Source organism: Pseudomonas sp. QD4 (assembly GCF_049199125.1).
Classification (GTDB): domain Bacteria; phylum Pseudomonadota; class Gammaproteobacteria; order Pseudomonadales; family Pseudomonadaceae; genus Aquipseudomonas.
In genome coordinates this window covers 1073840-1094336 of sequence record NZ_JBLZOM010000001.1, presented here as the reverse complement: position 1 = coordinate 1094336, position 20497 = coordinate 1073840, and the positions used below count along the sequence as shown (strand labels likewise).

22 protein-coding genes are annotated in these 20497 nt (G+C 64.4%); 17 read left to right on the top strand and 5 right to left on the bottom strand.

Annotated elements, in window-relative coordinates; genetic code table 11:
* The first annotated feature begins 236 nt into the window (after positions 1-236).
* The 11 genes from ACOZJV_RS04865 (at position 237) to ACOZJV_RS04815 (ending at position 11032) form a co-directional block, all read left to right on the top strand.
* On the top strand, positions 237-848 hold the full coding sequence (locus tag ACOZJV_RS04865) for a transposase (protein WP_078472075.1): 612 nt from the start codon (positions 237-239) through the stop codon (positions 846-848).
* 74 nt (positions 849-922) lie between these two features.
* On the top strand, positions 923-2554 hold the full coding sequence (locus ACOZJV_RS04860; RefSeq protein ID WP_421547582.1) for a ShlB/FhaC/HecB family hemolysin secretion/activation protein: 1632 nt from the start codon (positions 923-925) through the stop codon (positions 2552-2554).
* Between the two features lie 21 nt (positions 2555-2575).
* On the top strand, positions 2576-4381 hold the full coding sequence (locus ACOZJV_RS04855) for a DUF2341 domain-containing protein (protein ID WP_421546971.1): 1806 nt from the start codon (positions 2576-2578) through the stop codon (positions 4379-4381).
* A gap of 11 nt (positions 4382-4392) precedes the next feature.
* Positions 4393-4818, top strand: coding sequence for an ExbD/TolR family protein (locus ACOZJV_RS04850; protein WP_020294495.1), 426 nt, complete (start codon positions 4393-4395; stop codon positions 4816-4818).
* A gap of 3 nt (positions 4819-4821) precedes the next feature.
* Positions 4822-5532: an energy transducer TonB family protein gene (locus ACOZJV_RS04845; RefSeq protein ID WP_078472078.1), complete on the top strand. Its 711-nt coding sequence runs from the start codon at positions 4822-4824 to the stop codon at positions 5530-5532.
* Positions 5533-5572: 40 nt separating this feature from the next.
* Positions 5573-7273 (top strand): putative porin, encoded by a 1701-nt coding sequence (locus ACOZJV_RS04840; protein ID WP_078472079.1) that lies wholly within the window; start codon positions 5573-5575, stop codon positions 7271-7273.
* 18 nt (positions 7274-7291) lie between these two features.
* The gene (locus ACOZJV_RS04835) at positions 7292-7939 is read left to right on the top strand and encodes a DNA repair protein (RefSeq protein WP_078472080.1); all 648 of its coding nucleotides are present in this window, start codon (positions 7292-7294) and stop codon (positions 7937-7939) included.
* A gap of 19 nt (positions 7940-7958) precedes the next feature.
* Positions 7959-8453 carry a YbjN domain-containing protein gene (locus tag ACOZJV_RS04830; RefSeq protein WP_078472081.1) on the top strand — a complete coding sequence of 165 codons (495 nt, stop codon included), beginning with the start codon at positions 7959-7961 and terminating at the stop codon, positions 8451-8453.
* Entirely contained in the window at positions 8450-9400 is a 951-nt protein-coding gene (locus tag ACOZJV_RS04825; RefSeq protein WP_421546970.1) for a peptidylprolyl isomerase, read from the top strand. Before ACOZJV_RS04830 ends, ACOZJV_RS04825 begins: the two co-directional genes overlap by 4 nt.
* A gap of 43 nt (positions 9401-9443) precedes the next feature.
* Positions 9444-10421: a LysR family transcriptional regulator gene (locus tag ACOZJV_RS04820; protein WP_078472083.1), complete on the top strand. Its 978-nt coding sequence runs from the start codon at positions 9444-9446 to the stop codon at positions 10419-10421.
* Between the two features lie 92 nt (positions 10422-10513).
* The gene (locus tag ACOZJV_RS04815) at positions 10514-11032 is read left to right on the top strand and encodes a GNAT family N-acetyltransferase (protein WP_078472084.1); all 519 of its coding nucleotides are present in this window, start codon (positions 10514-10516) and stop codon (positions 11030-11032) included.
* Positions 11033-11152: 120 nt separating this feature from the next.
* Here the strand turns inward: ACOZJV_RS04815 and ACOZJV_RS04810 are convergent, their stop codons facing one another.
* Together ACOZJV_RS04810 and ACOZJV_RS04805 are read right to left on the bottom strand one after the other, a co-directional pair.
* A complete protein-coding gene (locus ACOZJV_RS04810) occupies positions 11153-11848 on the bottom strand; it encodes an aspartate/glutamate racemase family protein (RefSeq protein ID WP_421546969.1) in 696 nt (231 codons plus the stop codon).
* Positions 11849-11991: 143 nt separating this feature from the next.
* Positions 11992-12552, bottom strand: a complete 561-nt coding sequence (locus ACOZJV_RS04805; protein ID WP_421546968.1) for a hypothetical protein — start codon at positions 12550-12552, stop codon at positions 11992-11994.
* A gap of 129 nt (positions 12553-12681) precedes the next feature.
* On the opposite strand from ACOZJV_RS04805, the gene ACOZJV_RS04800 reads away from it, so the two are divergent.
* A complete protein-coding gene (locus ACOZJV_RS04800) occupies positions 12682-13173 on the top strand; it encodes a hypothetical protein (RefSeq protein ID WP_078472087.1) in 492 nt (163 codons plus the stop codon).
* Between the two features lie 20 nt (positions 13174-13193).
* Here the strand turns inward: ACOZJV_RS04800 and ACOZJV_RS04795 are convergent, their stop codons facing one another.
* From ACOZJV_RS04795 to ccoN, 3 genes are all read right to left on the bottom strand, one after another.
* Positions 13194-13619 carry a hypothetical protein gene (locus tag ACOZJV_RS04795; RefSeq protein ID WP_421546967.1) on the bottom strand — a complete coding sequence of 142 codons (426 nt, stop codon included), beginning with the start codon at positions 13617-13619 and terminating at the stop codon, positions 13194-13196.
* A gap of 70 nt (positions 13620-13689) precedes the next feature.
* Complete coding sequence (locus ACOZJV_RS04790) at positions 13690-13908, bottom strand: hypothetical protein (protein WP_078472088.1); 219 nt, start codon at positions 13906-13908, stop codon at positions 13690-13692.
* Positions 13909-13962: 54 nt separating this feature from the next.
* The gene (gene ccoN, locus ACOZJV_RS04785) at positions 13963-15390 is read right to left on the bottom strand and encodes a cytochrome-c oxidase, cbb3-type subunit I (protein ID WP_078472282.1); all 1428 of its coding nucleotides are present in this window, start codon (positions 15388-15390) and stop codon (positions 13963-13965) included.
* A 435-nt stretch (positions 15391-15825) separates the two neighbouring features.
* Between ccoN and ACOZJV_RS04780 the strand changes: the two genes are divergently transcribed.
* From ACOZJV_RS04780 to tpx, 5 genes are all read left to right on the top strand, one after another.
* Positions 15826-17499, top strand: coding sequence for a nitrite/sulfite reductase (locus tag ACOZJV_RS04780; RefSeq protein ID WP_078472089.1), 1674 nt, complete (start codon positions 15826-15828; stop codon positions 17497-17499).
* Positions 17496-17990, top strand: coding sequence for a DUF934 domain-containing protein (locus tag ACOZJV_RS04775; protein ID WP_078472090.1), 495 nt, complete (start codon positions 17496-17498; stop codon positions 17988-17990). The genes ACOZJV_RS04780 and ACOZJV_RS04775 overlap by 4 nt, the downstream gene beginning before the upstream one ends.
* A gap of 170 nt (positions 17991-18160) precedes the next feature.
* Positions 18161-18832 carry a DUF3313 domain-containing protein gene (locus ACOZJV_RS04770; protein WP_201130788.1) on the top strand — a complete coding sequence of 224 codons (672 nt, stop codon included), beginning with the start codon at positions 18161-18163 and terminating at the stop codon, positions 18830-18832.
* Between the two features lie 165 nt (positions 18833-18997).
* Positions 18998-19441 (top strand): SRPBCC family protein, encoded by a 444-nt coding sequence (locus ACOZJV_RS04765; protein ID WP_201130789.1) that lies wholly within the window; start codon positions 18998-19000, stop codon positions 19439-19441.
* A 275-nt stretch (positions 19442-19716) separates the two neighbouring features.
* Positions 19717-20217: a thiol peroxidase gene (gene tpx, locus ACOZJV_RS04760; protein ID WP_020300412.1), complete on the top strand. Its 501-nt coding sequence runs from the start codon at positions 19717-19719 to the stop codon at positions 20215-20217.
* Positions 20218-20497 lie beyond the last annotated feature (280 nt).

Sequence of the window (20497 nt, the reverse complement as noted above, 5' to 3'; positions counted from 1 at the left end):
CATCTGAACGCGGCCTGAGCCTGCGGCGGCTACAGGCTCTCTTGCTCTTTTTCTTGATTTTTTTCAGCGCCTGCCCGGGCTTTTGCCGTGGGCGGTTGGGCGGCGCTTTTTTGTGAATGAAGCTTTTATGACAAAAGTTCGGTAGCACCGGGTCGCACAGGTCTTGGCTATGTAACGCGCTTGAGGGGGCCCAGAGGGCTTTTTTCGGGGCGAGGCGGGATGCCAGGAGTGAGGCGATGGGGACTATGGAACGTTACTCGAAAGTGGGCATGCAGGAGCTGGATCAGCGGCTGTCGAAGATTGTCGAGGCCGCGCGCAAGAAGCCGGTGTCGGTGTATCGCTACGGCGCGCCGTGGGTCTGGATTGTGTCCCAGGATGACTGGCAGGGCGCCTTGAAGGAGGTGTCCAGCTACATCCCGCCGGGGCATTCGCTGGTGCTGCTGCGCCCGCAGATCGATGACTTGCTGGCCGAGCACCGTGACCTGCTGCAAAGCCTGAACGCCGAGCCGGGCATGCTGATCGCGCCGCAGACGGTGTTGCAGATTTTGTTGCTGCAACTGCTGTATTCGGTGCCCAGCGAGCAGCAGTTGTACGAGCAGCTCAATTACAACCTGCTGTTTCGCTGGTTTGTCGGCCTGGACCTGAATCAGAAGGTCTGGAGTTTCAACGCCCTCAGCCGCGACATCGCCACCTTGCTCAATAACCCGCGAGCGGTGCAACTGATCCAGAAAATCATCGGTGAAGTGTTCTGCGGCGCCTTGCTGCAAATGCCGGAGTTCTCCCTGAATTTCGCCTTGCTGCACACCTGGCTGTCGCGCCACGCCCACACATCGACATCGAACAATTGAAGGGGCCAAACGCTGTGCAGACAGCGACGGCCGGTTCCGGGCGACCGGGCAATTTCGGCAATCTAGGGGGCGGTGTGGAGCATCTGTTCAAGTCAAAGCGGCCGGCGGCGGGCGGGCGCGGCCTGGCGCTGTGCGGCTGGCTGGCGCTGGGGGCGCTGGTGCCGACGGCCCAGGCCGACGAGGCACCTGTGGGGCAGGGCGCGGAGCCGGCGCCACGGCTGGTGGACGTCAACGAGTACTTTGTGCGCGGCAACACGGTGCTCGACGCCCGGGCCATCGAGGAGGCGGTGTACCCGTTTCTCGGCCCGCAAAAGGCCTTGAGCGATATCGAAGGCGCGCGCGATGCCTTGCAGAAGGTCTACCAGGCCCAAGGCTATCAGTCGGTGTTTGTCGAGCTGCCGGAGCAGAAGGTCGATGACGGTATCGTCTACCTGCAAGTCAGCGAGACCAAGGTCGGCCGGGTGCGTGTGGTCGGCGCCAAGCACTATTCGCCGGTGGAGATCCGCGACGAGGTGCCGGCGCTGCAGGAAGGCCAGGTGCCGGATTTCGCCCGGGTGCAGACCCAGCTCGCCGGCCTCAACCGCAGCGCCGGGCGCCAGGTCACGCCGCTGGTGCGTGAAGGCCAGCGCCCGGGAACCATGGACGTCGACCTGCAGGTGGAGGACCAGAATCCGTGGCACGCCAGCCTTGGCCTGAACAACGACTACAGCGCCGACACCGAGAAGCTGCGCAGCGTCGCCACCCTGGGCTACGACAACCTCTGGCAACTGGGGCACAGCATTTCCCTGACCTACTTCACCGCGCCCCAGGACAGCGCCAACGCCAAGGTCTGGTCGGGCTCCTACAGCGCGCCCTTGAGCGAGCGCTGGAGCCTGCAGTTCTCCGGCTATCAGTCCGACAGCAACATCGCCACCATCGGCGGCAGCAACGTGCTGGGCAAGGGCCATTCCTACGGCGTGTCGGCGATCTACAGCCTGCCGGCCGCCGGCAACTGGGCCAACTCGTTGTCCGTGGGGGTGGATTTCAAGGACTTCGACGAGCAGATGCGTTTCGGCTCCAGCAGCGACCAGATCCCGCTCAAGTACGCGCCGCTGACCTTTGGCTACAACGGCTACCGCTACAGCGAAACATCGCAGCTGGGGCTGGGCCTGAACCTGATCGTCGGCACCCGCAGCTTTTTCGGCTACGGCAGCGATGCGGAGGAGTTCCAGTACAAGCGTGACGCCGCGAGCCCGAGCTTTGCCGTGCTCAAGGGCGACCTGAACTTCACCTACACCTTCGCCAGCGACTGGCAGTCGGCGTCCAAGGCCGGCTTCCAACTGGCCTCCGGGCCGCTGGTGTCCAACGAGCAGTATTCCGCCGGTGGCGCCACCTCGGTGCGCGGCTACCTGGCCGCCGAGCGCACGGGGGATGAGGGCTACCTGCTGTCCCAGGAGCTGCGTACGCCGTCCCTGGCCAGGTTTCTCGGCAGCTATGTGCAGGAGTGGCGCTTCTACGCCTTCGCCGAAGGCGCACACCTGTCCCTGCATGACCCGCTGCCCGAACAGGAAGACGAGTACAGCCTGGCCAGTGTCGGCCTCGGCACCCGCGCCAGTTTGAGCAAGTGGCTGTCCGGCAGCCTGGACTGGGGCTACCCGCTCAAAGACGGCCCCAACACCCAGAAATACGACCCGCGCCTGCACTTCAGTGTGCAGGCGACGTTCTGACTTTTACGGAGAACCCATCACATGCAACGCTTATTTCTGAGCCTGTTGATCTGCCTGGGCTTCGTGCTCCCGGCCACGGCCCATGCCTGGTGGCAGGATGACTGGCATTACCGCAAGCAGATTTCGGTCGACACCACGCCCCAGGGCGCGGCGATCAACGAGGCCCTGGGCCGTACCGCGCTGCTGGTACGCCTGCACACCGGCAACTTCACCTTTGACGGGGTCAAGGAAGACGGCGCCGACCTGCGCTTTGTCGCGGCCGATGACAAGACCGTGCTCAACCACCAGATCGAAAGCTTCGACCCGCTGATGGGCATGGCCCTGATCTGGGTCGATGTGCCCAAGGTCGAAGGCGGCCAGCGCCAGGACATCTGGATGTACTACGGCAACCAGAAGGCCCCGGCCACCGCCAATGGCCAACTGACCTTCGATCCAAACTACAGCGCGATCTACCACTTCGACGGCGCCAACGGCACGCCGGCCAAGGACACCACCGCCTACGGCAACACGGCGCAGAACGCCACGGGCGCCAGCATCGACGGGGTGATCGGCCGCGCCTTGCAGTTCAGCGGCCAGCCGCTGTTGTTGCCGGCCAGCCCGTCGCTGCAACACAGCGCCGGTGGCGCCTTTACCTTCAGCAGCTGGCTGCGCCTGGACCAGGCCAGCGGCGAGCAAGTGCTGCTGGCCCGTCGCGACGGCGCCCACAGCCTGTTGCTGGGCTTGAACCAGGGCACGCCGTTCGTGGAGGTCGACGGCCAGCGCGCAGTTTCGACCCAGCCGCTGAACCCCGGTCAATGGCAACACCTGGCCTTTACTGCCCAGGGCGAGCGGGTTGCGCTTTACCTCAACGGCCGCGAAACCGTGAGCCTGGCCCTGGCGCTGCCGGCGTTCAATTCGCCCCTGGCCATCGGCGCCGACCTGCCGGACGCCGCCAGCACCCACCTGCCATTCACCGGGGCCCTGGACGAACTGCGCCTGTCCAAGGTCTCGCGCCCGGCCGCCTTGCTCCTGGCCGACGCCAGCGCCCAAGGCGCCGAGTCGAAGCTGGTGGCCTATGGCGTCGATGAAGAGCAGTCGGGTTTCGGTTTCGGCAGCCTGGGCTTTCTGCTCAACGCGGTGCCGGTGGACGCCTGGGTGATCATCCTGGTGCTGGTGGGGATGATGATCCAGTCCTGGATAATCATGCTGCGCAAGAACCGCATGGTCAGCCGGGTCAGCAGTGCCAATGAAGTCTTTCGCGAGCAGTTCGCGCAGATCGGCACGCGCCTGGAAATGTTCGCCGACGACCCGCAACTGGCCGAGCGCCTGACCCATTCCTCGCTGTGGCGCCTGTACCTGGTGGCGGTCAAGGAGATCCGCACCCGGCGGGCCCAGGGCGCCGACACGTCGTCGGTCTCGGCGGCCACCATCGAGGCCATCCGCTGCTCCATGGACGGGGTGCGCACCCGGGAAAACCAGCAGCTCAGCGCCAAGCTGTCGACCCTGTCCAACGCCATCGCCGGCGGACCCTATATCGGCCTCTTGGGCACGGTGCTGGGGATCATGGTGGTGTTCCTCGGCACGGCCATGGCCGGTGACGTCAACATCAACGCCATCGCCCCGGGCATGGCCGCGGCCCTGCTGGCCACCGCCATGGGCCTGTTCGTCGCGATCCCGGCGCTGTTTGGCTACAACCGCCTGATCACCCGCAACCGCGAGGTCAGCGCCGACATGCGGGTGTTCGTCGACGAGTTCATCACCCGCCTGGCGGAGATGCACGGCGAGAGCCAGCACAGCGAAAACGCCCATTGGCGGGTCAGCCATCCCAACGCTTCCGTACCGGCCTGAGGAGAACCGCCATGGCTTCCGTGAACGCCTCCCATGACGACGAAGAAGATGCCGCCGTCGACAGCATCAACATCACGCCCCTGGTGGACGTGCTGATGGTGGTGCTGGTGATGTTTATCCTCACCGCCACCGCCCAGGTCTCGGGGATCCAGATCCACCTGCCCAAGGCCAGCGCCTCGGTGTCGTTGTCCGAGGCCAAGACCAAGGCGATTTCGGTGAACGACGGCGGCCAGGTGTTCCTCGACGCCTACCCGGTGACCCTGGCCGAGCTGGAAGAGCGCCTGCGCATCGAGAAGGCCCAGAGCCCGGACTTTCCGGTGATTGTCCGCGGCGATGCCACGGTGCAGTACCAGAAGGTGATCGAGGTGCTCGACCTGCTGCGGCGCCTGGAGCTGTCCCAGGTCGGGCTGGTCACCGGCAAACCGAGCCAGGGCTGAGCCATGACCGCACAACAACCTATCCAGCTGCCACCGGTGCGGCACACGCCGCGCGCCGCGCGCCTGTTGAAGTGGGGCGCCGGCCTGCTGCTGGGCGCGGTGGCGGCCTGGCTGCTCTGGCAATGGGCCAATGACATGAGCGGCGTGCGCCGTGAAGCGCCCAAGGTGCCGACCATCATTCCCTTGCCGCCGCCACCCCCACCGCCTCCGGAAAAGCCGAAGGAGCCTGAGCCCCAGGTCGAGGAAAAAGTCCCCGAACCCGAGCCGACACCAGAGCCGGAACAGGTCAAGCCCGAGGAAGAGGCACCGCCCAACCCGGCCCAGGACCTGGCCAACCCGATGCAGATCGACGGCGATGCCCAGTCCGGCAACGACGGTTTCAACATCGGCGCCGGCAAGGGCGGCGGCATGGCCGGTTCCGGTGGGGGCGGCCTGGGCACCGGGACGTTCAAGCAGTACCTGGCGGCGACCTTCCAGCGCCTGCTGCGCGAAGACCCGGAGCTGCGCAAGAAGGCCTACGCGGTACAGGCGGACCTGTGGTTGAGCGCCGATGGCCAGGTCACCCGGGCCGAGCTGGTGCAGTCCAGTGGCGACCCGCAGACCGATGCCCAGGTGCTGGCGGCGTTGCGCGCCACGCCGCGGCTCAAGGAACGCACGCCGGCCTCGCTGACCCTGCCGGTGCGCCTGTCCCTCAAGGGCCGGCGTCCGGATTGATCGAACCCTATTTGCAGTTTTCTACAGGAGTTGTGTGCAGATGATTTCCCACGTGAATCGATTGACCCTGGCGGTCGGCATGGTCATTGCGACCCTGGTCGGCCAGGCGACGGCCGCTCCGGCTGCGCCTTCGGAAAACGCCACGATCAACCTGATCCGTCTGCTGGTGCAGCAGGGCGTGCTCAAGCAGGAACAGGCCGACGGGCTGATTGCCCAGGCTGAAAGCGAAGCCCGCCAGGCCCGTCAGGCGAGCAATGCGACGGCGGTGGCGGCCGGCCCCGCCACCGCCCCGGGGGATGTGCGGGTGCAGTACGTACCGGCGGCGGTGCGCGACCAGATCCGCGATCAGGTCAAGGCCGAGGTCATGGCCACCGCCAAGCAGGAAAACTGGGCCCAGCCCAACACCTTCCCCGACTGGGTGTCGCGCATCAGCTTCGACGGCGACATTCGCCTGCGGGACGAGTCGCGCTACTACTCGGGCAACAACAGCAATGAAATCGTCGACTACGCCAAGCTCAACGACACGGGCCCCTACGACGTCAACAAAGACACCAACACCAAGCTGCCACCCTTGCTCAACACCCGCGAAGATCGGGAAAACCTGTTCCGCCTGCGTGCACGGTTGGGCATGAAAGCGCTGATTTCACCGGAGTGGACCGCCGGCGTGCGGATCGGCACCGGTTCCGACAACAACCCGGTATCCACCACCCAGACCCTGGGCGGCGGCTTTGGCAAGAAGGACATCTGGCTCGACCAGGGCTACCTGACCTGGAAGGCTACCCAGGACCTGACCCTGACCGGCGGGCGGATCGCCAACCCGTTTTTCTCCACCGACATGATGTATTCCAACGACCTCAACTTCGACGGCGTGGCGGCGATCTTCAATCACACGCTCAACAGCGATTGGGGGCTGTTCGGCACCCTGGGCGCGTTCCCGGTCGAGTACAGCTCCGACACCGCCAGCAGCAACGGCCTGGACAAGGAAGACAGCGACAACAAATGGCTGTTCGGCGGGCAGATCGGCGCCAACTGGCGGATCAATCGTGGCAACAGCCTCAAAGGCGCATTGGCCTACTACCGCTTCGACGACATCGAAGGCCAGCGCTCCAGCCCTTGCGCACCCTGGGCCGGGCAGCCGGCGTGTGACAGTGACGGTTCGCGGGTGGCCTTCATGCAGAAGGGCAACAGCGTGTTCCTGCTGCGCGACATCAGCCCCAACCCGGCCACGCCCGGCCTGACCCCGCAGCCGCAGTACGTCGGCCTGGCGTCCAAGTTCGACGTGCTCGACCTGAACCTGGTGTGGGATGCCGAGTTGCCGGACGACCTCAAGCTGCGCAGCCAGACCAACTTCATTCACAACCTGGCCTACGACAAGGGCGAGATGCTCAAGCGCAGCGAGGGCGAAATCGTCAACAACATCAACCGCAATGGCCAGTTTGAAAGCGGCGCCAACGCGCTGATGGTGCAGTTCACCCTGGGCAGCGCGCTGGAGATGAAAAAGGCCGGCGACTGGAACCTGCTGGCTGGCTACAAGTACATCCAGCCCGACGCCTTGCCGGACGGCTTCAACGACTCGTCGTTTCACCTGGGCGGCACCAACGCCAAGGGTTATTTCATTGGCGGCAACTACGGCATCGACAAGAACATCTACGCCAGCGCCCGTTGGCTGAGCGCTTCAGAGGTGTATGGCGCGCCGTTTGAAGTCGACGTCATGCAGCTGGAAATCAACACGCGCTTCTGACGCGCAGGGAGACGCCACATGAACACGCGAACCCGGGCAGGCGCTTGCTGCCTGTTACTGGCCTTGGGCGGCCTGGCCGCCAGCGGTGCCTCGGCCGAAGGCATGGAGGAGCGCCTGCGTACCCAACTGCGCAGCACCACCGCGCAATTGCAGGCCCTGCAAAGCGAACAGGCCCAGGCCACTGCTGCACGCAGCGCCGCGGAAAACCAGGCAAAGCAGGCCCAGGCGCAAATCAGGCAACTGACCGCCGAGCTGGACAAGACCCGGGCCCTGGCGGAACAACTGGCCGGCCAGCAGCAAAGCCTGCACAGCCAGGCCCAGGCCCAGGTGGCGGCCAGCAGCGAGCAGGCCGGCAAGTTCAAGAAGGCCTACGACGAGTTGCTGGTCATGGCCCGGGGCAAAGAGACCGAGCGTGCGCGGTTGCAAGGGCAATTGGCCGAACGTGACACACAAGTGCAGCAATGTTCGGTCAAGAATCAGCAGATGTACGAGGTCGCCAAAGAGGTACTGGCGGCCTACGAAAAAATCGACGTGGCCGATGTGATGAAAATCCGCCAGCCGTTTGCCAGCGGCGCCCGGGTCAAGTTCGAGGAACTGGCCCAGGGCTTTGGCGACGGGCTGTACCAGAACCGCTTCGATGCCCCCCAGGCTGCGATCAACCACTGACTGACAAGGAAGAACCTGCATGAACAGCCCACAACTGATTACCAGCGTCACCGTGCCAAGCCTTACCGAGCTGCTGCAAGAGGCCGGCTACCGGGTCAACCAGAGCGAACAGAACGCCATCGTGCAACTGCTCAGCGCCAGCCAGGGCATCGGTTTTGCCGTGCGCTTCGGCAACCCGGCGGCGGAGCCGGGCAGCTACGTGGATTTCACCTACAGCTGCGCGCTGCGGGTCCAGGGTGATTTGCCGGACGGCCTGGCGCAGCTGTGGAATGCCTCACGGCGCTTTGCCCGCCTGGCGTTGCAGGGCGAGTTTCTGGTGATGGAAATGGACGTGGTGGTGGCCGGTGTTGGCGAAAGCCACCTGCGCAGCCAGCTGGAACTCTGGGACCGCCTGTTGCAGGAATTCATCGTCTACCTGCGCGAATATAGCCAGCACGCGGCGCAGCTCCAGGCCCAGGAATCCGCCGCCGCTGCCCCCGCGCCGGCCCCCACTGAAGAGGCGCACGCCCTGTGAAAAAGCCCAGCCTGGTGATCGGCGCCGGGGCCCTGGCGCTGCTGGTGGTGGGCGTGGGCCTGGCCTTGCGTCCTGGCGTCGATCCGGTGGCCGCCCAGCAGGCGGCGCCCGCCATCGACCTCGAGCCAAGCGGGCCGGCGGTGGCGCGCCTGGGCAATCAGCAGGTGGCACTGCCGGAGCTCACGGCGTTGCTCGCGGCGCTGCCCGAAGAGTCGCGGCAGCAACTGCGGGGCAATCGTCCGGCCCTGGAAACCTGGATTCGTTCGCGCCTGGCGCAAAAGGCCGTGCTGGAGCAGGCCGATGCCCAGGGCTGGCGCCAGCGCCCGGAGGTCGAGCAGCAGATGCGCGCCGCCACCGAGCAGATTGTGTTTCGCGACTACATGCTTTCGGTCAGCCAGGTGCCGCCGGGCTACCCCAGCGAGGCGGAACTGCAACAGGCCTACGACAGCGGCAAGGCGGGGTGGATGACCCCGGCGCTGTACCGGGTCAGCCAGATCTTCCTGGCGCTCGATGACCCGCAAAGCCTGGATTCGGTGCGGCGTCAGGCCCAGGAGTTGAGTCGCCGGGCCCAAGCCGCGCCCGCCGAGTTCGGCGCCCTGGCCGCGCAGTATTCCCAGGACCGCGAGAGTGCCCGGCGCGGTGGCGACAGTGGCCTGCAGCCCTTGCAGCAACTGGTGCCGGAGGTGCGTGGCGTGGTGGCGCGGCTCAAGCCCGGGTCGGTTTCGGACGCGGTGCAGAGCGCGGCCGGGTTCCATGTGCTCAAGCTCGTCGAGCAACAGCCGGCGCGCCTGGCCAGCCTCGATGAGCTGCGCGAACGGCTGACCCAGGCCCTGCGTGCGCAACGCCAGGAGCAGATCGCCAAGGCCTACCTCGAAGGCATGCTCAACACCGCGACCCTGAGCATCGATGGCGCGCAATTGAACAAAGTGCTGGAGGAGCCGCTTTAGCCACCGGCAATGGATGCAATAACCATAAGACAGGGAGTCAACAATGGCCTTTTTAGAACCCGCTGCACCCCAGGGCATCGCGCCTTATCGCTCGTCCGGCGAACCTCGGGAAGCCTGGCTGGCCCTGGCGGCCGCCATCGACCCCGAGGTGGCCCGCTACTTTCTGGCCAGCGCCCGCTGTGGCTGTTTCATGCAGGCGGCGCGCAGCCTCAATATCAAGGCCACGCTGTTGCGCAAGCAGCTGGCCTTGCTCGAAGAACAGGTGCAGCGCTCATTGTTCAGCTACCACGGGAGTGCCTTGACCTTGAGTCGCGAAGGCCATCAGTTACAGGCGCAGTTGATCGCCCTGGCCCATGAACGGCGGTTGCCGGTGATCGAGCAGCCGTTGATCCGCCTGGCGGTGGCCGAGTCGATCCTGCACGACATCCTCGGCCGCGACCTGATTGCCCTGCTGCGGCGCAACGCCAGCGTGCGCCTGGAGATCATCTCGATCGACAGCGAGCTGTCGCTGCAAGCCCTGAGCGCCGATGTGGTGCTGTGGCTGGCCGGGGTGGACTCGCCAGCGCCCGGGCCGAGCTTCGCCACCGATACGCCGCGAGCCCTGGCGCGTCTGGACTACCTGCCGCATATCGCCAAGCGCTATTCGCGGGTGGCGGCGCGCCCCGACAGCCTGGATGACCTGGCCGACTACATGCTGGTGCAGTGGCAGCATGATCGCCAGATCGAGGCCTTGCGTCCCTGGAACAGCCTGGTGGAACAGCGTCTGGCCGGGGTGGTGCAGGTGCATGCCTACGAACTGATGCTGGAGATGATCCGCTGCAGCGCCTGCATCGGACTGCTGCCGCGCTACATGAGCTGCTTCGATCGTGGGCTGACGGCCTTGCCCGGGTTGTTCGCCGAGGGCATGCAGCGCCAGGCGTGGATGGCGGTCAATGCCCAGGTCGAGCACCCGCAGGCGGTGGAGTTGATGGTGGAGCTGATCCTCAACACCTTCAACGAGCGGCGCGACTGGTTCGAGTAGCGGGTGGGACGGCAGGCGGGCGAGGTGCTCGCCAAGTCGGAGGCGGGCCGCTTACACTCGGCGGCCACACCGATTTCAAGGACGAGCCTGCCATGTCTCACCGTGACCCGACCATCGTCATCGAACGCTTCAGCGAGGCGCACCTCGATGGCATCACCGCCCTCTATAACGACCCGGCCGTGGCGCGCCAGGTGTTGCAGATGCCGTATCAGTCGCGCGAGGTCTGGCGCAAGCGCCTGGACCCGGACAACGAGCGCCGCGTGGCGCTGGTGGCGCTGCATCAAGGCTCGGTGATCGGCAGTTGCAGCATCGAGCAGTATTCGCGGATCCGCCGCGCTCACTGCGGCAGTATCGGCATGGGCGTCGCGGTGCCCTGGCAGGGCAAGGGCATTGGCACCTGTCTGCTGGCGGCGGTATTGGATGTGGCCGACAACTGGATGAACCTGCGCCGCGTGGAATTGACGGTGTACGCCGACAACGAAGCCGCCATCGCCCTGTACCACAAATTCGGTTTCGACAGCGAAGGCCTGCTGCGCGAATACGCCGTGCGGGATGGGCGTTACGTCGACACCCTGAGCATGGCGCGCCTGCGGCCAGCACCCACGGCCTGACCCACCGTCAGCGGCTACCCTGTAGCCGCTGCCGAAGGCTGCGCTGGCCCTCACCAGCGCCGACGCCCTACTTGAAACAACCTCGGCCAAGCGCCAATCCCGCGCCCAACCCTGAGGGGTTCAGGGCTGCTGCAAGGCAAAGGCAACTGCCGCCCGCGCATGCAGCTCGGTGGTGTCGAACAGGGGCAGGGGGCTGTGCTCGGGCTTGATCAGCAGGCCGATTTCCGTGCAGCCCAGGATCACCGCCTGGGCGCCGCGGGCCATCAATGAGGCGATGACCTGCTGATACACCCGGCGCGATTCGGCGCTGATGATGCCCACGCACAACTCCTCGTAGATGATCCGGTGCAGCGCCTGGCGCTCCTCGGCGTCCGGCACCAGCACTTCCAGGCCCTGGGCGCCGAGGCGCTCCTTGAGGAAGGGTTGCTCCATGCTGAAGGCCGTGCCCAGCAGCCCGACCTTGAGTGTGCCGGCTTCCTGCGCTGCCAGGGCCACGGGGTCGGCGATATGCAGAAAGGGCACCTCGACCGCGTTCTGAATCTGCTCGGCGACCCGGTGCATGGTGTTGGTGCAGAGCACGATGCACTCGGCGCCGCCAGCTTGCAGGCGCTGCGCCGCGTCCACCAGAATCAGCGCCGCATCCTCCCAGCGTCCGGCATGTTGCGCCTGCTCGACAGGCCCGAAGTCGACGCTGTACATCAGCAGTTTTGCCGAGCGCAAGGGCCCGAGCTGCTCGCGCACCTGCTGGTTGATAAGCCGGTAATACTCGGCGCTGGACTCCCAGCTCATGCCGCCGATAAGGCCGATGGTTCGCATGCAAGACTCCTGTTGATGACCTCCTGTGAGGCCGCAGAGTGTGCCCCGAGAACGCCCCGTCGATCTATCAGGAAATATCATTCGCCGTAACTGCCGACCCCGGGCCGTTGCCATGCCTGCTTGGGCGGTGCCTGGGGGCGCTGTCAGCTCGGGTGTTCGATTAGCCGCCGTTCGCCGTTGGCCCCCAGTTCGTAGGTCTTGATGTCGCAGCCGCCGTGATTCTGGTCCTGCACCTGGATCAGGAATTCGAACAGGTAGCTGCTGTTGCCCTTGGGGGTGAGGAATACGGTGGGCGGGCGGCAGGTCAGGCTGTATTGGGCGTTGTAGGTCTGGTACAGGGCCTTGACGTTGGTACTGACCTTGTACGCCTGACCGACCTCGACAATCTGCTCACGGCTGGGCAATGAGCGCATGCGCTCGCGACCGAAGGAGTCGACGAACTGGGAGAAGCCGGTGACCAGACTGCCCATTTCCTTGAGTTCGGTGTTGTCGAACACCTTGCCCACTTGCTTGAGCTGAGGGGTTGGGGTGCTGGCCGGGCCGCTGGAGAACATCACCGGTATCGCGCTGCCCTTGGCCATGTACACCAGCCTGGCGTGTTGCCCATCGAGCGCTGCGCCGGGGGCCGGCGGCCGCTGAGAGCAGCCGCCAAGCAGCAGTGCCGGGCAGAGGCCGAGCCATAACGAGAGGGAGGTGGTGCGCACGGGGCCATCCTGGTGCTGGGGTATGTGCTTCTGTGTCGGCCGTACCGACGGGCACTTTAGTCATACGGCCGTGGCTGGCATCTGCCATGATCCAGACCCGCAACACCGGTTTACTCAAGGATCAAGACAATGGACGACGTACAGCAACTGGGCGAGATGCTCAAGCAATTCGCCCAGAGCGAAGCGCACAAGAAACAGCTGTTCGAAAGCCAGTCGGCGGTCTGGGCCACCCGTATCGGCGAGCTGTTCGACCAGATCGAGCAATGGCTGGACCCGGTCAAGAGCCCCAACCTGCTGGAAGTCGCGCGCGAACCCTATGTCGCGTTCGGCCCCAGCGTGGCGGTGGAAACCTCGACCTTCAAGACCGAGAAACTGACCATCGTGATCGCCGGCAAGCCGGTGGAATTCGTGCCGGATGTGATGGGCGCCGGTGGTCTGATTTCACTGGCGGTGATGGGCCTGACCGCGGCGCGTTATGGCAGCGTGTCCCTGGTGGGGCTGGCGTCTGGCACGTGGCAATGGCGCAAGACCAACGGCCTGAAAGACCCGGATACCTTTGCCTTCGACGGCAACTTTCTCGCCGCGCAACTGCAAAGCCTGATCCCCCGCGAACGCGGTTGATCCCGCCGTCGGCGCCGTGCCTACGGCCCCACGACCTGCAACTGATAGCTGCGCTCGGCGCTTTGCCCGGCGCATTGGGTGCCGTAGCTGGCGGTGTAGATCAGCACCGGATAGACCCCTGGGGTGTGCGCGGTGCCCGACAGCTCTGCGAAGTCGCTATTAGCCAGTTGCCGCAGCTCGATGCCCTCGGGCAAGCGTGTGGCCGGGTCCAGGTAGAACCCGCTCAGGGGCGTATGGGACCCCGGCACCGTCAACCTGACCTGGTAGGGCTGGCCGACGATGGCGGCGGGCAGTTGTCCGGGTTCGATCTGCAACGCCGTGCGGCCCATGCAGCCGAGCATGAACAGCGACTCGCAGCCCCCCAGCGTCAGGCTCAGGCCGAGCAGCGCCAGGGTTTTCAGGGTGTTCCGGCCGGCCTTGCCGGGTGTGTCGTGGTCAGTGTGCATGGCAGACGTCCTTGTGAAACCAGGCGTGCAGCTTAAACCAAAGGGCCGGTGCCGGACCGTGGTCCAGGCCTCAAATATCGATATTGCCCCAACCCGGCCTGGCTTCTTCGGGGGCCACGGCCTTGACTTTCTTGCCGGTGGCCAGCTCGACCCGGCGCGCCACTTCCGGGTCGTCGGCAAAGGGAATCAGGCTGGCATCGTCCAGGCTTTGGCTGTTGTGGTGGCGCAGGCAGTACTCGATGCACAGGTACAGGCCGGCCACGCCCAGCAGGTTGAAGAGGATTTCCATGGGTGAATGCTCCCGGGCAAGGCGGGCGCCCCCGCTAGAGGGCGCCCGGGGTGGTCAGGCAATCTGCGCTTCGCGCTCGGCCAGGCCAAGGTCGGCCACGCGTACGGTGCGCCAGGTGTTGTAGGCCATCAGCAGCATGCCGCTGAGGAAGAACACGCCGCCGGCAAAGCGCACTACGAACCCCGGATGGCTGGCCTGCAAGGCTTCGACAAAGGAGTAGGTGAGGGTGCCGTCGTCGTTGATCGCGCGCCACATCAGGCCCTGGGTGATGCCGTTGACCCACATCGAGGCGATGTAGAGCACGGTGCCGATGGTCGCCAGCCAGAAGTGCAGGTTGATCAGCGGTGTGCTGTACATCTGCTCGCGGCCGAAGACCTTGGGGATCATGTGGTACAGCGAGCCGAAGGTGATCATCGCCACCCAGCCCAGGGCCCCGGCGTGCACGTGGCCGATGGTCCAGTCGGTGTAGTGGGACAGGGCGTTGACCGTCTTGATCGCCATCATCGGCCCCTCGAAGGTCGACATGCCGTAGAACGCCAGGGACAGCACCAGAAAACGCAGGATCGGGTCGGTGCGCAATTTATGCCAGGCGCCCGAGAGCGTCATCATGCCGTTGATCATGCCGCCCCAGCTCGGGGCCAGGAGGATCAGGGACATGGCCATGCCCAGGGACTGCGCCCAATCCGGCAGGGCGGTGTAGTGCAGGTGGTGCGGGCCGGCCCAGATGTACAGGGTGATCAGGGCCCAGAAATGCACGATCGACAGGCGATAGGAGTACACCGGGCGCCCGACCTGCTTGGGCACGAAGTAATACATCATCCCCAGGAAACCGGTGGTCAGGAAGAAACCTACGGCGTTGTGGCCGTACCACCACTGGACCATGGCGTCCGTGGCCCCGGAATACACCGGGTAGGACTTGAACCAGTCCACCGGGATCGACAGGTGGTTGACCACGTGGAGCATGGCGATCACCAGGATAAAGGCGCCGAAGAACCAGTTGCCGACGTAGATATGCTTGGTCTTGCGCTGCACCACGGTGGTGAAGAACACGATGGCGTAGGCGACCCAGACCACCGTCATCCACACCGCGCCGCTGAACTCGATCTCGGCGTATTCCTTGGTGGTGGTGTAGCCCAGGGGCAGGCTGATCAGCATGATCACGATCACCGATTGCCAGCCCCAGAAGGTGAAGGCGGCCAGGGTGTCGGAGTACAGCCGCACCTGGCAGGTACGCTGTACCGCGTAGTAGCTGGCGGCAAACTGGGCGCTGCCGGCAAAGCCGAAAATCACCAGGCTGGTGTGCAGCGGACGCAGGCGACCGAAGGTGGTCCAGGGCAGGTCGAGGTTCATTTCCGGCCATACCAGTTGCGAGGCGATCCACACCCCCATGGCCATGCCGATGACGCCCCATACCACGGTCGCCACGACGAATTGGCGAACGACCTTGTAGTTGTAGGCCGGTTCGATTGTTGCTGTGCTCATGGTCAATTCTTCCACGGTTGCAAAGTCTTGCCAGGCCACCCGGTCTGGCATGCCGCAAACTGTAGAAAGCATGGGCGAAACAAAACAGGCTCAGAAAAACTGCATTAATACGGATCAGATTTTTCGCCTGCCTGCGGCCATCGGCCGCGCCCTGATATGGTTTTTTAGTATTTACCTGAATCTGTAACGCGCTGAGCTGTTGCGCCATAGTCTTCATCACACAAGAACCCTGTCCGCCCCCTCCAGCGTGCGAACCCCAACCCTGTAGCCGCTGCCGTGGCACGAGGCTGCGCTGGCCCGTTGCTGGGCCAGGATCGCTCCGGCACTCGCCGATTGTCCGGGCAGGCCAGCGTCCGAGGGCGGCCCGAGCCTGCGGCAGTGGCTACAGGTTGGAGGGGGCGGGAGGGAGCGGCGCAGTACTGATGAGGCAATGACATGTATCTGTATGACGATTACGACCGGGCCCTGGTCTTTGAGCGGGTGGCGCAGTTTCGCGATCAGGTCGAGCGATTCCTGGCCGGTGAGCTGAGCGAGGAAGAGTTCCTGCCGCTGCGCCTGCAGAACGGCCTGTACATGCAAAAGCATGCCTACATGCTGCGGGTGGCGATTCCCTACGGCACCCTCAGTGCGCGGCAGATGCGCACCCTGGCCAGCATCGCCCGGGACTACGACCGCGGCTACGGCCACATCACCACCCGGCAGAACATGCAGTTCAACTGGATCGAGCTGGCCGAGGTGCCGGACATCCTCGAACGCCTGGCCGAGGTCGAGATGCATGCGATCCAGACCTCCGGCAACTGTGTGCGCAACATCACCACCGAAGCCTTTGCCGGGGTGGCCGCCGACGAGATCCTCGACCCCAGGCCGCTGGCGGAAATCCTGCGCCAGTGGTCGACCATCAACCCGGAATTCTTGTACCTGCCGCGCAAGTTCAAGATCGCCATCTGCTCGGCCAGGGAGGATCGGGCGGCGATCATGATGCACGACATCGGTCTGTACCTGTACCGCACCCGGTCCGGGGAAATGCTGCTGCGGGTGATCGTCGGTGGCGGCCTGGGACGCACGCCGATCCTTGGCTTGCAGATTCGCGAAGGCTTGCCCTGGCAGCACCTGCTGTCCTACGTCGAGGCCGTGCTGCGGGTCTACAACCGTCACGGGCGGCGCGACAACAAGTACAAGGCGCGGATCAAGATCCTGGTCAAGGCCCTGGGGATCGAAGCCTTCGCCAAGGAAGTGGAAGAGGAATGGCAGCACCTCAAGGACGGCCCGGCGCAATTGACCGAAGCCGAGTACCAGCGGGTCGCCAGCGCCTTTGTCGCCCCCGATTACCCGCCGCGCAGCGAGATCGACCTCGACCACGGCGTGCGCCTGGCCGAGAATCCGGGGTTTGCCCGCTGGGTTGCGCGCAACGTGCAGCCGCACAAAGTGCCGGGCTACACCTGCGTGGTGCTCTCGACCAAACCAGGCATGGCGTCGCCGCCGGGGGATGTCCGCGCCGAGCAGATGAGTGCGGTGGCCGACTGGTCCGAACAGTTCGGCTTTGGTGAGATCCGCATGGCCCACGAGCAGAACATCGTCCTGCCGGACGTGCCCAAGTCGCTGTTGTTCGACCTCTGGCAGCAAGCCTGCGAGCAGGGCCTGGGCTGCGCCAACGTTGGCCTGCTGACCGACATCATTGCCTGCCCCGGCGGTGATTTCTGCGCCCTGGCCAATGCCAAGTCGATCCCCATTGCCCAGGGTATCCAGCAGCGTTTCGAAGACCTGGATTACCTGCACGACCTGGGGGATATCAGCCTCAATATCTCCGGCTGCATCAATGCCTGCGGCCACCACCACATCGGCAACATCGGCATTCTCGGGGTCGATAAAAACGGCAGCGAGTGGTACCAGGTCACCCTCGGCGGCGCCCAGGGCCGCGACAGCACCCTGGGCAAGGTGATCGGTCCGTCGTTCAGCGCCGCTGAAATCCCCCAGGTGATCGAGTGGATCATCGCTACCTTCGTGCGCTACCGCGAAAGCGAAGAGCTGTTTATCGACACCCTCAACCGCATCGGCCTGGAGCCGTTCAAGGAGCGGGTCTACCCCAAGGCCCAGGAGGCACTGGCATGAATAACCTGTTGCAACTGCAGGAAGGCGAAGCGCGGCTGGTGGAGGACGATGCCTGGACCCTGGTCCGCGAGGTCGACGGCCCGTTGCCCGACGGGCCCCTGGTCTTGCCCCTGGCGCGCTGGCTGATCCGGCGCATCGAGCACCACCCGGCGCGGGACGCGGTGTGGCTGGGCCCGGACGACGAGGTGGAAAGCCTCAAGCCCTGGCTCAAGCTGCTGCCGATGATTGCCCTGGACTTCCCGAGCTTTCGCGACGGCCGTGCCTACAGCCAGGCCTATCTGCTGCGCACCCGCCTGGGCTGGCTCGGCGAGTTGCGCGCCATCGGCGATGTGCTGCGCGATCAGCTCAGCCATATGCGCCAGTGCGGCTTCGACAGCTTTGCCGTGCGCGAAGACAAATCCGCCACCGACGCCCTCAAGGGTCTGGTCGGCATGAGCGTGCAATATGGGCGCTCGGTGATCGAGCCACGGCCGCTGTTTCGCCGGCGCTAGGTTTTTAGTGCGTCCGCAGCGATCGGGGCGAGTTTCGGTTGCGTGCGGGCGTGTGAAGTGACTGGTAACGGGGGTAGAAACAACTCCGCAGCGCCAGCAAAGTGCCGTGTTTTGGCTATACCTATAACTCCTCCAAACCAGCATCGCTTGGCCCCTGATAGGAGTTACCCATGAAACGTTCACTGATGATAAGCATGCTTTGCATCGCCTCACTCGGGATTACCGGCTGCTCCAGCAGCGTCACCCAACCCGACGAATATTCCGGCTTCCTCAAGGATTACAGCCGGCTCAAGGAAGCCAAGTCGCCCTCGGGGGTGGAGGTGATGCGCTGGATCGATCCCAAGCTCGACGTGAAGCAATACCGCAGCGTGTACATCGAACCTACCCAGTTCTACCCTCAGCCCCAGCCCACCGCAAAAATCCCCCAGAGCACTTTGTCCGGCCTGACCCGTTATTACGACCAGGCGTTGCAGCGCGAGATGAGTAAGTCCCTGCCGCTGGCCAACGGTCCCGGCCCGGGTGTGATTGTGGTGCGGGCGGCGATCACTGCGGTCAGCAGCAAGACCGAGGGCCTCAAGCCTTATGAAATCATCCCGGTGGCCCTGGTGGCTGCGGCAGTCAGCACCGCCAGTGGCATCCGCGACCAGGAAACCACCCTCGCCACCGAAGCAGTATTCCTCGACGGCAGCAGTGACGCGGTGTTGGCCCAGGTGGTGCGCAAAGGCACCGGCAAACCCTTGGAAAACGATACCCAAGTGATGCAGGCCAACGACGTCAAAGGCGTGATCGACGGCTGGGCTTCGGACCTGCACCAGTCCTACCTCAAACTCAAGGGTCGCTGATCTGGCGGCGGTAGATAGGCTGTGCTGCCTCTGGCGGTTGTGTATACCGCATCACGAAACTGAAAGAATGACCTGAAGGTTGTCAAATCGACTCGTTAATACTTGGCTGAGACTCTTTCTTGGCCTGCGGTGGCGGTTTTTTTCAACACAGGGAGTTGTTCATTGATGGCGGTCTTGTTACGCAGCACCTTCATTCCCGGGCGCAGCCCGGCGCAAGTCCTCGACTTCTGCCTGGAGGGCAGCAACTTTCCGAAGATTTTTCCGGAGCCGGTGACGCCCCTGGGGGAGATCGATATCAACGACTTGCGGATCGCCGAGGGGCGCGAGTTCAGGTTTCGCCACTGGATGTTCGGTGTCATCCCGGCGAACTGGAAGGTGGTGATCCGTGAGGTGGGCCCCAGCCATTTTGTCGACGAGATGCTCAAGGGGCCGATGCGTGCCTTTCGCCATGAGCATCGGGTGGAGGCGGCCGAAGGTGGGACCCTCTACACCGACCGTGTGACCTACCAGGCGCTGGGCGGTGCCCCGCTGGAGTGGCTGCTGGTGAATGCCTATATGCGGCGCATTTTCCAGGCCCGCCATCGCAACATGCTTGAACTGCTGGCCTGACCCCCAAACCCCGTAGCCGCTGCCCCAGGCTCGGGCCAGCGTTCGGACGCTGGGCCTGACTGGCGCTGGGGGAGTGTCTGGAATAGGTGTGGCGGTGTTGAGGGTCAGCGCAGCCTCATGCCTCGCAGCGGCTACAGGGGCGCAGGGAGTGTGGCGGGATTTGGGGGATAAATTGTGGGCTGGGCATAGGTCGTTGGCGCGTTTCGTGGTTAACTTCGGCCTTTCGAAAAAACCTTATCGCTGTTCAATCACCTTCGTGCAAAAGGACTCCGTTCATGGCTCAAGTCACTCTTAAAGGCAACCCGGTGCAAGTCAACGGTCAACTGCCGCAAGCCGGTTCCAAGGCCCCTGCGTTTTCCCTGGTGGGTGCAGGCCTGGCCGACGTCACCCTGAGCAGCTTTGCCGGCAAGCGCAAAGTGCTGAATATTTTCCCAAGTGTCGACACCCCGACCTGCGCCACCTCGGTGCGCAAGTTCAACGCCCAGGCCAACGAACTGGCCAACACCGTGGTGCTGTGCATCTCGGCTGACCTGCCGTTCGCCCAGGCTCGTTTCTGCGGCGCCGAAGGCCTGGAAAACGTACAGAACCTGTCCACCCTGCGTGGCCGCGAGTTCATCGAAAACTACGGCGTGGCCATTGCCGACGGCCCGCTGGCCGGCCTGACCGCACGCGCAGTGGTGGTGCTGGATGAGAACGACAACGTGCTGCACAGCGAGCTGGTCAAGGAAATCGCCGAAGAGCCGAACTACGACGCTGCGTTGGCCGTTCTCAAGTAAGCCTCTGTTCCCGTTCTGCGGCGCTGGGCTCAGGCGGCGTTGAAAATGGCTTTGAAATGCGGATTTAGAACCCTGAACTGCAGGTTCTCAGCCATTTTTGCCTGGCCTGGGCGTCGTTAGATCGCGAACCGGCTGCAACAGGTTTTACAATTATTAACGGCCTGGCCCTGTCCAGGCCGTTTTTATTTGTGCTTCAGTGGCTTAGCGGGCGTTGTAAAACGTAAGCCAAAGGTAAATTGCCGGTAAAGGCGCTTTGCTAATCCCCCGCCAGTGCTTATCT

Coding starts and splice junctions, on each gene's coding strand:
- ACOZJV_RS04865 (WP_078472075.1), top strand. CDS start 237: ATGGGGACTATGGAACGTTACTCGAAAGTGGGCATGCAGGAGCTGGAT.
- ACOZJV_RS04855 (WP_421546971.1), top strand. CDS start 2,576: ATGCAACGCTTATTTCTGAGCCTGTTGATCTGCCTGGGCTTCGTGCTC.
- ACOZJV_RS04850 (WP_020294495.1), top strand. CDS start 4,393: ATGGCTTCCGTGAACGCCTCCCATGACGACGAAGAAGATGCCGCCGTC.
- ACOZJV_RS04845 (WP_078472078.1), top strand. CDS start 4,822: ATGACCGCACAACAACCTATCCAGCTGCCACCGGTGCGGCACACGCCG.
- ACOZJV_RS04840 (WP_078472079.1), top strand. CDS start 5,573: ATGATTTCCCACGTGAATCGATTGACCCTGGCGGTCGGCATGGTCATT.
- ACOZJV_RS04835 (WP_078472080.1), top strand. CDS start 7,292: ATGAACACGCGAACCCGGGCAGGCGCTTGCTGCCTGTTACTGGCCTTG.
- ACOZJV_RS04830 (WP_078472081.1), top strand. CDS start 7,959: ATGAACAGCCCACAACTGATTACCAGCGTCACCGTGCCAAGCCTTACC.
- ACOZJV_RS04820 (WP_078472083.1), top strand. CDS start 9,444: ATGGCCTTTTTAGAACCCGCTGCACCCCAGGGCATCGCGCCTTATCGC.
- ACOZJV_RS04815 (WP_078472084.1), top strand. CDS start 10,514: ATGTCTCACCGTGACCCGACCATCGTCATCGAACGCTTCAGCGAGGCG.
- ACOZJV_RS04810 (WP_421546969.1), bottom strand. CDS start 11,848: ATGCGAACCATCGGCCTTATCGGCGGCATGAGCTGGGAGTCCAGCGCC.
- ACOZJV_RS04800 (WP_078472087.1), top strand. CDS start 12,682: ATGGACGACGTACAGCAACTGGGCGAGATGCTCAAGCAATTCGCCCAG.
- ACOZJV_RS04795 (WP_421546967.1), bottom strand. CDS start 13,619: ATGCACACTGACCACGACACACCCGGCAAGGCCGGCCGGAACACCCTG.
- ACOZJV_RS04790 (WP_078472088.1), bottom strand. CDS start 13,908: ATGGAAATCCTCTTCAACCTGCTGGGCGTGGCCGGCCTGTACCTGTGC.
- ccoN (WP_078472282.1), bottom strand. CDS start 15,390: ATGAGCACAGCAACAATCGAACCGGCCTACAACTACAAGGTCGTTCGC.
- ACOZJV_RS04780 (WP_078472089.1), top strand. CDS start 15,826: ATGTATCTGTATGACGATTACGACCGGGCCCTGGTCTTTGAGCGGGTG.
- ACOZJV_RS04775 (WP_078472090.1), top strand. CDS start 17,496: ATGAATAACCTGTTGCAACTGCAGGAAGGCGAAGCGCGGCTGGTGGAG.
- ACOZJV_RS04770 (WP_201130788.1), top strand. CDS start 18,161: ATGAAACGTTCACTGATGATAAGCATGCTTTGCATCGCCTCACTCGGG.
- ACOZJV_RS04765 (WP_201130789.1), top strand. CDS start 18,998: ATGGCGGTCTTGTTACGCAGCACCTTCATTCCCGGGCGCAGCCCGGCG.
- tpx (WP_020300412.1), top strand. CDS start 19,717: ATGGCTCAAGTCACTCTTAAAGGCAACCCGGTGCAAGTCAACGGTCAA.